Annotated in this window: 13 protein-coding genes; 10 read left to right on the forward strand and 3 right to left on the reverse strand. The window is 69.8% G+C overall.

Going from position 1 to position 11,522, the window contains the following annotated elements; translation table 11 throughout:
* The first annotated feature begins 80 nt into the window (after window positions 1–80).
* The 4 genes from AC1DWR_RS09615 (at window position 81) to AC1DWR_RS09630 (ending at window position 4,209) form a co-directional block, all read left to right on the forward strand.
* The gene (locus AC1DWR_RS09615) at window positions 81–1,265 is read left to right on the forward strand and encodes an acyl-CoA dehydrogenase family protein (RefSeq protein WP_477615844.1); all 1,185 of its coding nucleotides are present in this window, start codon (window positions 81–83) and stop codon (window positions 1,263–1,265) included.
* Window positions 1,266–1,269: 4 nt separating this feature from the next.
* A complete protein-coding gene (locus AC1DWR_RS09620) occupies window positions 1,270–2,034 on the forward strand; it encodes an SDR family NAD(P)-dependent oxidoreductase (RefSeq protein WP_477615845.1) in 765 nt (254 codons plus the stop codon).
* Between the two features lie 238 nt (window positions 2,035–2,272).
* The gene (locus AC1DWR_RS09625) at window positions 2,273–3,676 is read left to right on the forward strand and encodes a vanadium-dependent haloperoxidase (RefSeq protein ID WP_477615846.1); all 1,404 of its coding nucleotides are present in this window, start codon (window positions 2,273–2,275) and stop codon (window positions 3,674–3,676) included.
* Between the two features lie 311 nt (window positions 3,677–3,987).
* Window positions 3,988–4,209 (forward strand): hypothetical protein, encoded by a 222-nt coding sequence (locus AC1DWR_RS09630; RefSeq protein WP_477615847.1) that lies wholly within the window; start codon window positions 3,988–3,990, stop codon window positions 4,207–4,209.
* 18 nt (window positions 4,210–4,227) lie between these two features.
* On the opposite strand, the gene gabT is transcribed toward AC1DWR_RS09630, so the two are convergent.
* Entirely contained in the window at window positions 4,228–5,559 is a 1,332-nt protein-coding gene (gene gabT, locus AC1DWR_RS09635) for a 4-aminobutyrate--2-oxoglutarate transaminase (protein ID WP_477615848.1), read from the reverse strand.
* A gap of 169 nt (window positions 5,560–5,728) precedes the next feature.
* On the opposite strand from gabT, the gene ligD reads away from it, so the two are divergent.
* The 6 genes from ligD (at window position 5,729) to AC1DWR_RS09665 (ending at window position 10,579) form a co-directional block, all read left to right on the forward strand.
* Window positions 5,729–6,706: a non-homologous end-joining DNA ligase gene (ligD, locus tag AC1DWR_RS09640; RefSeq protein ID WP_477624321.1), complete on the forward strand. Its 978-nt coding sequence runs from the start codon at window positions 5,729–5,731 to the stop codon at window positions 6,704–6,706.
* Between the two features lie 145 nt (window positions 6,707–6,851).
* The gene (locus AC1DWR_RS09645) at window positions 6,852–7,256 is read left to right on the forward strand and encodes a TOBE domain-containing protein (RefSeq protein ID WP_477615850.1); all 405 of its coding nucleotides are present in this window, start codon (window positions 6,852–6,854) and stop codon (window positions 7,254–7,256) included.
* Window positions 7,253–8,068, forward strand: coding sequence for a molybdate ABC transporter substrate-binding protein (modA, locus tag AC1DWR_RS09650; RefSeq protein WP_477615851.1), 816 nt, complete (start codon window positions 7,253–7,255; stop codon window positions 8,066–8,068). Before AC1DWR_RS09645 ends, modA begins: the two co-directional genes overlap by 4 nt.
* Before the next feature lie 10 nt (window positions 8,069–8,078).
* Window positions 8,079–8,903: an ABC transporter permease gene (locus AC1DWR_RS09655; protein ID WP_477615852.1), complete on the forward strand. Its 825-nt coding sequence runs from the start codon at window positions 8,079–8,081 to the stop codon at window positions 8,901–8,903.
* The gene (locus AC1DWR_RS09660) at window positions 8,900–9,964 is read left to right on the forward strand and encodes a sulfate/molybdate ABC transporter ATP-binding protein (protein ID WP_477615853.1); all 1,065 of its coding nucleotides are present in this window, start codon (window positions 8,900–8,902) and stop codon (window positions 9,962–9,964) included. Before AC1DWR_RS09655 ends, AC1DWR_RS09660 begins: the two co-directional genes overlap by 4 nt.
* A 27-nt stretch (window positions 9,965–9,991) precedes the next feature.
* Entirely contained in the window at window positions 9,992–10,579 is a 588-nt protein-coding gene (locus AC1DWR_RS09665) for a DUF2238 domain-containing protein (RefSeq protein ID WP_477615854.1), read from the forward strand.
* Window positions 10,580–10,585: 6 nt separating this feature from the next.
* On the opposite strand, the gene AC1DWR_RS09670 is transcribed toward AC1DWR_RS09665, so the two are convergent.
* On the reverse strand, window positions 10,586–11,011 hold the full coding sequence (locus AC1DWR_RS09670; protein ID WP_477615855.1) for a VOC family protein: 426 nt from the start codon (window positions 11,009–11,011) through the stop codon (window positions 10,586–10,588).
* Window positions 11,012–11,109: 98 nt separating this feature from the next.
* Complete coding sequence (locus AC1DWR_RS09675) at window positions 11,110–11,484, reverse strand: acyl-CoA thioesterase (protein ID WP_477615856.1); 375 nt, start codon at window positions 11,482–11,484, stop codon at window positions 11,110–11,112.
* Window positions 11,485–11,522 lie beyond the last annotated feature (38 nt).

Below are 11,522 nucleotides of genomic sequence, written 5' to 3' on the forward strand. Positions count from 1 at the left end.
TTTCAGCGTGTCGTGCACTCTCGAACCCTGCTGACCTGCGCGATTCAAGTAGTAGGACGTCCTACTACTACCCTTGGTGCATGCCAGCGACCCGCCTCATGCCCTCCGAGGAGGGCTACGACCTCATCGACCTGACCCGCGAGATCTGCGACAAGGAGCTCCGTCCCCAGGTCGACGAGGCCGAGCGCGCCGCCGCGACGACGCCGGCCCTGCCCCGCGACGCCTTCCGCACCCTGGGCCGAGCCGGGCTGCTCTCGCTGCCCTACCCCGAGGAGTTCGGCGGCGGTGGCCAGCCTTACGAGGTCTACCTCCAGGTCGTCGAGGAGATCGCCTCCGCCTGGATGAGCGTCGCGGTCGGCGTCTCCGTCCACTCGCTCACCTGCTACCCCGTCGCCCAGTTCGGCACGCGGGCCCAGCAGGAGGCACTCCTTCCGGCGATGCTCTCGGGTGACCAGCTCGGCGCCTACTGCCTCTCCGAGCGCCACGCCGGTTCCGACGTCGCCTCGATGAGCGCCCGGGCGACCCCTGACGACGAAGCCGACCCCACGGCATACCAGCTCAAGGGCACCAAGGCCTGGATCTCGCACGCCGGGCACGCGGACTTCTACACGAGCTTCGTGCGCACCTCGGACGACGGCGCGCGCGGCCTGTCCTGCTTCGTCGTCCCGGGTGACGCCAAGGGCATCGCCTTCGGTGCGCCGGAGAAGAAGATGGGCCTGCACTGCGACACCGTGAGCGAGGTGCACTTCGAGGGGGTCGAGGTGTCCGCTGACCGTCTCGTGGGTGGCGTCGGCCAGGGCATGACCATCGCCCTGTCAGCCCTCGATTCGGGGCGCCTCGGAATCGCTGCGGCCGCAACGGGTTTGGCTCAGTCGGCACTCGACCAGGCTGTCGCCTACGCCAAGGAGCGCGAACAGTTCGGTCGACCGATCGGCGACAACCAGGGGCTCGCCTTCCTGCTCGCCGACATGGAGGCAGGCGTGACGTCGGCCCGCGCGGCCTATCTCCACGCCGCCCGGCTGCACGATGCCGGCCGGCCCTTCACCAAGGAGGCGGCAGTGGCCAAGCTGGTCTGCACCGACAACGCCATGCGCGTCACCACCGACGCGGTGCAGGTGCTCGGCGGCGCGGGCTACACCCAGGACTTCCCGCTGGAGCGCTACATGCGCGAGGCCAAGGTGACCCAGATCTTCGAGGGCACCAACCAGATCCAGCGGCTCGTCATCAGCCGCCAGCTCCTCAAGAGCCCGTCCAAGAGAGACTGACGCCATGCAGATCACCGATTCCACCGTCGCCGTCGTCACCGGCGGAGCCAGCGGCCTCGGCGGTGCCACCGTCCGCCGCCTGCACGCCGACGGTGCCGCCGTGGTCATCCTCGACCTGCCGTCCTCCCCGGGTGAGGCCTTGGCCGAGGAGCTCGGCGAGCGCGCACGCTTCGTGGCCACCGACGTCCGCGACGAGGCGCAGGTCCAGGCCGCGATCGACGTGGCGCGTGAGCTCGGGACGCTGCGGATCGTCGTCAACTGCGCGGGGGTCGGCACGCCCGGCCGGGTGGTCGGCAAGCGCGGTCCGCTGCCGCTCGAGCAGTTCGCCAACGTGATCAACATCAACCTGATCGGCACCTTCAACGTGCTGCGGCTCGCCGCCGCGGCGATGCTCGAGAACGAGCCCGTCGACGCCGACCGGGGCGTCATCATCATGACGGCGTCCATCGCCGCCTACGACGGACAGATCGGTCAGGCCGCGTATGCCGCGAGCAAGGGTGGCGTCGTCGGCCTCACCCTGAGTGCCGCTCGCGACCTGGCGGACAAGGGAATCCGCGTGATGACGGTCGCCCCGGGAACGTTCATGACTCCGATGCTCGCGGGTCTGCCGCCCGAAGCCACTGCCGTCCTCGAGGCCCAGGTGCCGCACCCCTCACGACTGGGCAACCCTGACGAGTACGCCAGCCTCGTCGCGCACATCGTCGACAACGGCATGCTCAACGGCGAGGTCATCCGCCTCGACGGCGCACTCCGCATGCCTCCTCGCTGACGACTCGCTGACGACTCGCGGGTCTTGGCCGGACCTCGGGCGGACGCGATCCGGAGTACGCGATCCGGAGTACGCGCTTCGACGTACTCGCCACCGCGAACGCGCGGTTCGTCGGTACGCGCTTCGCCCGAGGGCGAGGCGCATTTCGTCGTGCCACGATGGTGAACTGGGCCTGACTCTGATGGCGTCGGGCGTCCCGCTCGCGTCGGTCGTTGGGCCCCCGTCGAAGGGACCCGCCATGAGAGCACGCTCTCGGACCGTGGCAGGGACGGTCCACCAGACACCCCCACGCGGCCTCCGGCCGCTTCATCGTTGGCACCGCAGTTCTGGTCTCGCGCTCACCGCCGCCCTGGGCGCGGCGGTCGCGGCGACGGCCGGAGCGCCCGCCACTGCCGAACCCTCGGCCGCCGCACCCGGCCCGGGCGTACTGCTGCAGTGGAACATCACCGCCCAGGGCCTCACCACCCCACTGCGGCCCTCGGCCCACGGCCAGACGCGAGGCATCGCCATGGTCGCGGGGGCTGTCTACGACGCGGTGAACGCCATCGACCGCGGCCACCAGCCCTACCGACTCGACGTCGCGGCCCTGGACATCAAGCCGTGGGCGTCGACCGACGCGGCGATCGCGACCGCAGCCCACGACGTCCTGGTTGCCATCGTGCCGCAGGCTCAGTGGGCCGCGCTCGACACCGCCTTGACGACAAGCCTTGCGGCCGTGCCGGACGGAGCCGGTGAGGACGAGGGTGTTCGTGCCGGCAGGGCCGCGGCCGCGGCGATGGTCGACTCGCGAAGGGGGGACGGCTTCATGTCACCCTTCACGTTCAACCTCGGGACCGAGCCGGGCGACTGGCGACCCTCACCCGCGACCGCGCTCGACCCCGACCCCTGGGTGGGGCAGCTGCGACCGTTCCTGATGAGGAGCCCCGACCAGTTCCGTTCCTCCGGGCCGAACGCCCTGACCAGTGCCGAGTACGCGAAGGACTTCAACGAGGTCAAGGAGCTCGGCTCGCTCACCAGCACACGGCGTACCGCGGACCAGACGAAGGCGGCCATCTTCTGGCAAACCGCTCCCGCGCCCCTCTGGCACGGCATGGCACGAGACCTCATCACCCGCCACGGCCTCAGCGCCAGTGAGGGCGCTCGCCTGATAGCCAGCATGAGCCTGGCCGGGGCGGACGGCGCGATCGCCTGCTGGAACGACAAGTACTACTGGCAGTTCTGGCGGCCGAACGCGGCTATCCGTGAGGCGGACACCGACGACAACCCGGCCACCGTGGCCGATCCCAGTTGGCGACCTCTCTTCGACCCTGCGACGGCGACCACGCCTCCTTTGGTGAACCCGCCCTTCCCCGATCACCCCTCGGGCCACGGATGTGTCAGCGGTGCCACCCTCGACGCCGTCCGCACCTTCTTCGGGACCGACAAGGTGTCCGTCCGCATGGCGTCCAGCCGCTACCCGGGCGAGACGCGGGACTTCAGCCGGCTGTCGCTGGCCATGAAGGAGATCATCGACGCCCGCGTCTGGGGCGGGATCCACTTCCGCACCGCAGACGTGGTGGGAGCGAACACGGGTCGCAAGGTCGGCCACTGGATGGAGAAGCACTACTTCCAGCCAGTCGGCCAGGTGCCGGCCAGCCCGTAGGTCGCGGGACCCGGCGCAGAAAGGGGACTCATGCACCTCTTGCGCGAGGGACCGTGATGGGTCAAGATCATCGAACCTCCCTCGGGAGGCCAGTCCCCCTCGGGGGACACGAGACCCGGCCAACTCATACTTGGCCGGGTCTCACCTTTTCTAACAGCCGAAGGTGGTCCGACCGGTAACCGACACGCGTCAGCCAGGTAAACACTGCACGAGGGTTGGTGCCATGTCGTTGGCCCGGCGTCCCGATCTCGCGGGTCGCGCGTCCTTCCCTGTGAGAGGTGCAGCCGCCTTCTCCTGCAAGGGAGGGAATCATGCTCGCAGCCCTGGTTCGACGCCCGACCACGTTCGCCCAGGCGCTCGCGCTGGCGGCGTCCGAGGCCGTGCTCGTCGAGGTTCTCCTGGTCGTCGTGACCACGGTGTCCGGCACCCCGCACCCGCCTTGGACTGCATTGCTGCTCTACGGGCTCGGCTGGGTGTCGGTCTCCGCCCTGCGGTGGGTGCTGATCGACAGGCGCTTCGTCCAGGGCACCTAGCCAGACGCCAGGTGCGGGTCAGACGGACTGGGCGAACGCGTCCTCGAGGATGTCGAGCCCCTCGGCCAGCAGCTCGTCGCCCGCGGACAGCGGCGGCAGGAACCGGAACACGTTGCCGAACGTGCCGCAGGTCAGCGTCACCAGACCGGCCGCGTGACAGGCCTTGTTGATCCGGCCAGTGAGGTCCGCGTCAGGAGTCTTGTGCTCGAGGTCGCTGACCAGCTCGACGGCCAGCATCGCCCCACGGCCACGGATGTCGCCGATCACGCCGTACTTGTCAGCCAGCGCCTCCAGCCTCGGGCGGAACAGCGCCTCGACGGCCCGGGCGCGACCGCGCAGGTCGTCCGCCTTCATCGTCTCGATGGCCGCGAGGGCACTGGCACACGCGACGGGGTTGCCGCCGTAGGTGCCGCCCAGCCCACCGACGTGGATCGCGTCCATGACGTCGGCGCGACCCGTGAGGGCCGCGAGCGGCATACCTCCGGCGATCCCCTTGGCCGTGGTGATGAGGTCGGGGACGACGTCCTCGTGGTCGGAGGCGAACCAGTCGCCGGTGCGGCAGAACCCGGTCTGCACCTCGTCGGCGATGAACAGGATCCCCTGCTCGGTGCACCAGTCGGAGACCTTCTTCATGAAGCCCGGCGCCGGCACGATGAACCCGCCTTCGCCCTGGATCGGCTCGAGGATGACGGCGGCCGTGTTGTCCTCGCCGACCTGGGCGTGCACGAGGTCGACGAACTCCGCGAACGCCTCCTCCGCACAGGCCTCGGGACCCGTCGGCCAGCGGTAGGGGTAGGCCATCGGCACGCGGTAGATCTCGCTCGCGAACGGCCCGAACCGGTGCTTGTAGGGCATGTTCTTGGCGGTCAGCCCCATCGTGAGGTTGGTGCGCCCGTGGTAGGCGTGGTCGAACGCGACGACACCCTGCCGACCGGTGAAGTGGCGGGCTACCTTGACGGCGTTCTCGACGGCCTCGGACCCGGAGTTGAAGAGGGCGGAACGCTTCTCGTGGGTTCCGGGCGTGACCTCCGCGAGCACCTCCGCCACCTCGAGGTACTCCTCGTAGGGCGTGACCATGAAGCAGGTGTGGGTGAAGTCGTTGATCTGTGCGGTCACCGCGTCGATGATGCGCTGGTTGCCGTTGCCGACCGTCGTGACGGCGATGCCCGAACCGAAGTCGATGAGCTGGTTGCCGTCGACGTCGCGCAGGATCCCGCCCGCCGCCTGCTCGATGTAGACGGGGAGGCCGGTGCCCACACCGGCGGACACGGCGGCGAGCTTGCGCTGCTGGAGGGCCTGGCTCTTGGGGCCGGGGATGCTGGTGGCGAGGATGCGCTTCTGCTCGAGCATGCGCCGAGCATACGACCGCCCCCGCCCCATCGTTATCGGGTCTAGGGACTTGTGTCGGCTTCACCCTGGAACCGTTTCCGGGTGAAGCCACCCTTTGTCCCTAAACCCGATAAAGGTGAGGTATGCCGCGGGCGTGGCACCGCGGCATACCCACCCGTAGCGTGGGGGCATGGCAGCCAAGGCGTCGCCCGCGATCGTGCTCGAGGTCGGTGATCGCGACGTGCGGATCACGAACCCGGAGCGCGAGTACTTCCCGGCCCGCGGCGAGACCAAGCTCGACCTGGTCAAGTACTACCTGTCGGTGGGCGATGGGATCGTCAACGCGCTGAGGGAACGGCCGTGCATGATGCACCGGTTCCCCTCGGGGATCGCCGGGGAGAAGGTGCACCAGAAGCGGGTGCCGCACGGGGCGCCGCCGTGGCTGCAGACGGTGCGGGTGACCTTCCCGCGCTACAACCGCAAGGCCGACGAGCTGTGCGTCACCGAGCTGGCCCAGGTCATCTGGGCGGTGCAGATGTCGACGGTCGAGTTCCACCCCTGGAACAGCAGGCGCGCCGACGTGGAGAAGCCGGACGAGTGGCGGATCGACCTCGATCCCGGGCCCGACTGCCCCTGGGACCGGGTGCAGCGCGTGGCCCACGTGGCGCACGAGGTGCTCGACGAGCTGGGGGCGGTCGGCTGGCCCAAGACCAGCGGCGGGTCCGGGATGCACGTCTACGTGCGGATCGCGCCGGACTGGGGTTTCAAGGACGTGCGGCGCGGTGCGCTCGCGTTCGCGCGCGAGGTGGAGCGACGTATGCCGGACGACGTCACCACCACGTGGTGGCGCAAGGACCGCGACCCCGCGGACCTGTTCATCGACTACAACCAGAATGCGAGGGACCACACGATCGCCGCGGCCTACTCGGTGCGCGGCAACGCGATCGGGACCGTGTCGGCACCGATCCGGTGGGACGAGGTCGACGATGTGGTCCCCGACGACTTCACCATCGCGACGATGCCCGCCAGGTATGCCGAGCTGGGCGACCTGCACGCCGGAATCGACGACGCGGTGTTCGAGATCGACCAGCTGCTCGAGTGGGCGGAGCGCGACGAACGGGACGGCGCCGCCGAGCCGCCCGAGCCGGACGCGGCGGAGCCGGCCTAGCGAGACGGAGCCGACAGCGGGACGCCAGACCGCGCCGAGCAGGCCGAGCGGGTGGAATAGGCGGAGTAGGTGGAGTAGGCGGAAAACCGCAGACGCGGTTTGATTTGCTTGTATCGACCGCAGGCACGGAACTACAGTTGATCGCATGCCGCTGATGAGGATCAAGGACGCCGCGTCATTTCTCGGCGTCAGCGACGACACCGTGCGGCGCTGGGTGGACAGCGGCGCGCTCGAGGCACGCACCGACGAGGCGGGCCGCAAGGTCGTCGACGGCTACCAGGTCGCGCTGCTCGCCCGTGACCAGGCGCATGCCGTGGAGGATCCGTCCGGCGTGGGTCGCTCGGCCCGCAACCGCTTCGTCGGCCTCGTCACGGACATCAAGCGAGACACGGTGATGGCCCAGGTCGAAATGCAGTGCGGGTCGTTCCGCGTGGTGTCGCTGATGAGCTCCGAGGCCGTGGACGACCTCAGGCTCGAGCTGGGCTCCGTGGCCATCGCCGTGGTCAAGTCCACGACCGTCATCGTCGAAACACCCCAAGGAGCATCATGATCCGCCCCCTCGCCACCCTGGCCACCGTTGCCACAGCGGCGCTGGTCCTCGCGACGGCAGCGTGCGGGTCCGACGCCGGCGACACCACGAGCTCCAGCTCGTCCTCGTACTCGTCCTCGTCCTCGTCCCCGGCGCTGACCGGGCAGATCACGGTGTTCGCGGCGGCCTCGTTGAAGAAGACCTTCACGGCGATCGGAGCCGAGTTCGAGAAGGCGCACCCGGGCGCCAAGGTCGCCTTCAACTTCGCTGGCTCCTCCGACCTCGTCGCCCAGATCCAGCAGGGCGCACCCGCCGACGTCTTCGCCTCGGCCGACACCAAGAACATGGACAAGGCGACCGGCGCCTCGCTCACCGCGGACACCCCTGTGAACTTCGCGTCCAACACCCTCGAGATCGCCGTCCCGCCGGACAACCCGGCCAAGGTCACTGGCCTCGCCGATCTTGCCAAACCAAGCGTCAAGGTCGTCCTGTGCGCCCCGGCCGTTCCGTGTGGCTCCGCGGCGGCCAAGGTCGAGACGGCCGCGAAGATCGACATCAAGCCGGTCAGCGAGGAGCAGTCGGTCACCGACGTCCTCGGCAAGGTGACCTCGGGCGAGGCCGACGCCGGACTCGTCTACGTCACCGACGTCAAGGGCGCCGGCGACACAGTGAGGGGCATCGAGTTCGCCGAGTCCTCGGCCGCCGTCAACACCTACCCGATCGCGACCCTCAAGAGCAGCAAGAACGCCGCGCTGGCCGACGCCTTCCTCCAGGCCGTGACGGGTGAGCCGGGTCAGGGCATCCTCGCCGCCGCCGGGTTCGCCAAGCCGTAGCCTGCCTGTCGTGCCCCCGGTCCATCCCACGCCGCGACGACGACCGCAGCCGGGACGACCGCGGCTGGGGCTGCCGGCCTGGGTGTTCGTCCCCGCCGCGGTCGGCGCGCTGTTCGTCGTGCTCCCCCTCGTGGCGATGCTCACCCGGATCGAGTGGGGCAGCTTTGGCACCCTCATCACGTCGGACTCCTCCCGCGCCGCCCTGGCCCTGAGCCTGCGCACCTCGGTCGCCAGCACGGTGCTGTGCATCGCTTTCGGGGTGCCGATGGCGCTCGTCCTGGCCCGCACCGAGTTCCGCGGACAGTCGATCGCCCGGTCCCTCGTCCTGCTCCCCCTCGTGCTCCCGCCAGTCGTCGGCGGCATCGCGCTGCTCTACACGTTCGGTCGTCGTGGGCTGCTCGGCCACACCATCGAGGTCCTCGGACTCCAGATCGCGTTCTCCACCACCGCAGTCGTGATGGCACAGACGTTCGTCGCCCTGCCCTTCCTCGTGGTCAGCCTCGAGGGTGCGTTGCGCACCGGCGGACAACGGTTCGAGGAGGTGGCCGCGACCCTCGGGGCGCGCCCGACGACGGTGTTCCTGCGGGTGACCCTGCCCTTGGTCCTGCCCGGCCTCGCCTCCGGCGCGGTGCTCGCCTTCGCCCGGGCGCTGGGTGAGTTCGGAGCCACGATCACCTTTGCGGGCAGCCTCCAGGGCGTCACCCGCACCCTGCCGCTGGAGATCTACCTCCAGCGCGAGACCGAACCCCAAGCAGCCGTGGCCCTCTCGCTCGTGCTCGTCGTCGTCGCCACCGTCGTGATCGCCCTGACCCGACGGTCGAGGACCGCGCTGTGAAGCTCCACGCGCAGGTCCGACTCCCCCACCGCGGCGTCGACCTCACGCTCGCCGTCGAGGCCGGCCGCACGCTGGCGCTGCTCGGACCGAACGGTGCCGGCAAGTCCACAGCCCTCGCCACCATCGCCGGGCTCCTGCGCCCCACCTCGGGCCAGATCACCCTCGACGACCGGGTCCTCTTCTCCGGCAACGACTCTGCCAATGCTTCAGGCCACGGCGAGTGGGTGCCTCCGCACGCGCGAGGCGTGGCCCTGCTGGCCCAGGAGGCTCGACTGTTCCCGCACCTGTCGGTGCTGGACAACGTCGCCTTCGGCCCGCGCAGCGCCGGTATGCCGCGTGGCCGGGCCCGCGAACAGGCGCGGCAGTGGCTCGCCCGGGTCGACGCCGAAGACTTCGCCGACCGGCGTCCGGCGTCGCTCTCCGGGGGTCAGGCCCAGCGGGTGGCCATCGCCCGGGCGCTGGCCACCGAGCCGCACCTGCTTCTGCTCGACGAACCGCTGTCCGCCCTCGATGTCGAGTCCGCCCCCGCGATTCGCCAGCTGCTGCGCCGAGTCCTCAAGGACCGCACGACGATCCTGGTCACCCACGACATCCTCGACGCGGTCCTGCTGGCCGACGACGTCGCCGTCGTCGAGGACGGCCACGTCGTCGAGCAGGGGCCCACCTCCCGGGTGCTCACCCGGCCGACGAGCGGCTTCGCAGCCCGCATCGCGGGACTCAACCTGGTGCGCGGAACCGCCCACGGGGCAACGGTTTCGACTCCTGGGGGACTGCGCATCGAAGGGCTCACCGAGGACGTCCTGGGGGATGGTCAGGCCGCCGTCGCGGTGTTCAGCCCGAACGCCGTCGGCGTCTACCTACAGGCCCCTGCCGGTAGCCCCCGCAACGTCGTCCGCGGGACGGTGACCGACCTCGAACCGCACGGTCACCAGGTGCGCGTGCACACGGCATACCTCTCGGCGGACATCACGCCTGCGGCGCTGGCCGAGCTCGACCTGGCCCCCGGCTCCGACGTCGTGTTCACGATCAAGGCGAGCGAGGTCGCGGTCTACGCCGCGTGAGCGGCTCGCGTCCACCATGATCGTGTGATGATCCGGGAGACGAGGCGGCGCGGTGCCTGGTGGCTGCCCGCGTGCGTGCTGGTCCTGACGATCGGGCAACTGGCCGTGGGCACCTTCGCCGGCGGACTGCAGCAGTTCGAGGGCAAGGCGTTCGGGGCACGGCTCGTGGCCTACCCGGTGATGATGCTCATCGTTCCCGCCGCGTGGTGGCTGGTCCACCGGCGGCAGCGCGCCGAGGTGCCGTGGCTGGCGTTCGGCCTCGTGATGGCACCGTTCCTCATCGACGTCACCGGCAACACCCTCGACCTCTACGACTCGGTGACGTGGTGGGACGACGCCAACCACTTCGTCAACTGGGTGTTGCTGTGCGCCGGCCTGGGTCTGCTTCTGCTGCAAGGGATTCGTATGCCGTGGGCACGGGTCCTGCTCGTGACGGGACTCGGCGCGGTGCTGGCGATCGGGTGGGAGCTCGGCGAGTGGTACACGTTCATCCGCCACGGGACCGAGCTGGACACGGCCTACCAGGACACCCTCGGCGACGAGGCGCTCGGCACCCTCGGCGCCCTGGTGGCAGGGCTGCTGCTGCGCAGGCCACGACCCACCCGAGGTGCCTGACCGCCCCTAGCCGTCGCTGGCGTCGGTCGCTGCCGCGGCCTCGCGCGCAGCCAGGGCGGCCGCGTAGTCAGGCAGCTCCTGGAGCGCGAAGTGGTTGCCGTCAGGGTCCTCGAAGTGGGTGAACCGACCCCACGGGAGGTCCTCGACCTCGGTCACCTCGACGCCGCGGCCCTTGAGCTCGGCATAGGCCGCATCGGCGTCGGCGACCACGACCTGGAGGTACTGCTTCATCCCCTCGCCCAGCATCTGCATGCCCTTGACGAAGCAGAACGAGCAGGCCGACCCGGGAGGCGTGATCTGGACGAAGCGCAGGCCGGCCTCTTCCACGACCTGGTCCTGGTCCGCCGGCCACCCGACGACGTCCTCGTAGAACGCCTTGGTGCGGTCGATGTCCGTGACGGAGATGGGGATGAGCTCGATCTTGTAGTCCATGGCCGGTCCTCTCGTCGCAACCTCTCTCCCGGAGGTTCTACCACCAGCCTAGGAAGGCTTCCGGTCACCTTCTGTCCGGAATCAGGCTCGGTCCGGAATCACGACCTGTCCGCTTTGGACAGGGCTTCTCGCCACGAGGTCGGCCACGGCTGGGCCGAGTCCGCGCCCGTGGGGACGTGGACGGTGACGTACCGCCCGTGGGCCGCCCTCGTCCGGGGGCGACCCTCGAACGGCTCGCCCCACACCTCGTAGGCGAAGGTCATCGAGCTGGTGCCGATGCGTTCGACCGCCACGGTGGCCGTGACCTCCTGGCCGAACCAGAGCCGCGCCTCGTAGTCGACCTCGTGGCGCACCCGAGGGGCGACACCGAAGTAGCCGGCCACGGCGCGCTCGCGCATCAGCTCAGCCTCCGCCGACTCGACCCACCGGGTGATGGCCGTGTTGTGGTGGTGGCCGGCCGCGTCGGTGTCCATCCACTCGACCCTCGCGCGATGGATGCCGACCGGATCTT

Source organism: Pedococcus sp. P2_E2 (assembly GCF_056403955.1).

Coding starts and splice junctions, on each gene's coding strand:
- AC1DWR_RS09620 (WP_477615845.1), top strand. CDS start 1,270: ATGCAGATCACCGATTCCACCGTCGCCGTCGTCACCGGCGGAGCCAGC.
- AC1DWR_RS09670 (WP_477615855.1), bottom strand. CDS start 11,011: ATGGACTACAAGATCGAGCTCATCCCCATCTCCGTCACGGACATCGAC.
- AC1DWR_RS09615 (WP_477615844.1), top strand. CDS start 81: ATGCCAGCGACCCGCCTCATGCCCTCCGAGGAGGGCTACGACCTCATC.
- AC1DWR_RS09665 (WP_477615854.1), top strand. CDS start 9,992: ATGATCCGGGAGACGAGGCGGCGCGGTGCCTGGTGGCTGCCCGCGTGC.
- ligD (WP_477624321.1), top strand. CDS start 5,729: ATGGCAGCCAAGGCGTCGCCCGCGATCGTGCTCGAGGTCGGTGATCGC.
- AC1DWR_RS09625 (WP_477615846.1), top strand. CDS start 2,273: ATGAGAGCACGCTCTCGGACCGTGGCAGGGACGGTCCACCAGACACCC.
- AC1DWR_RS09645 (WP_477615850.1), top strand. CDS start 6,852: ATGCCGCTGATGAGGATCAAGGACGCCGCGTCATTTCTCGGCGTCAGC.
- AC1DWR_RS09630 (WP_477615847.1), top strand. CDS start 3,988: ATGCTCGCAGCCCTGGTTCGACGCCCGACCACGTTCGCCCAGGCGCTC.
- gabT (WP_477615848.1), bottom strand. CDS start 5,559: ATGCTCGAGCAGAAGCGCATCCTCGCCACCAGCATCCCCGGCCCCAAG.
- modA (WP_477615851.1), top strand. CDS start 7,253: ATGATCCGCCCCCTCGCCACCCTGGCCACCGTTGCCACAGCGGCGCTG.
- AC1DWR_RS09675 (WP_477615856.1), bottom strand. CDS start 11,484: ATGGACACCGACGCGGCCGGCCACCACCACAACACGGCCATCACCCGG.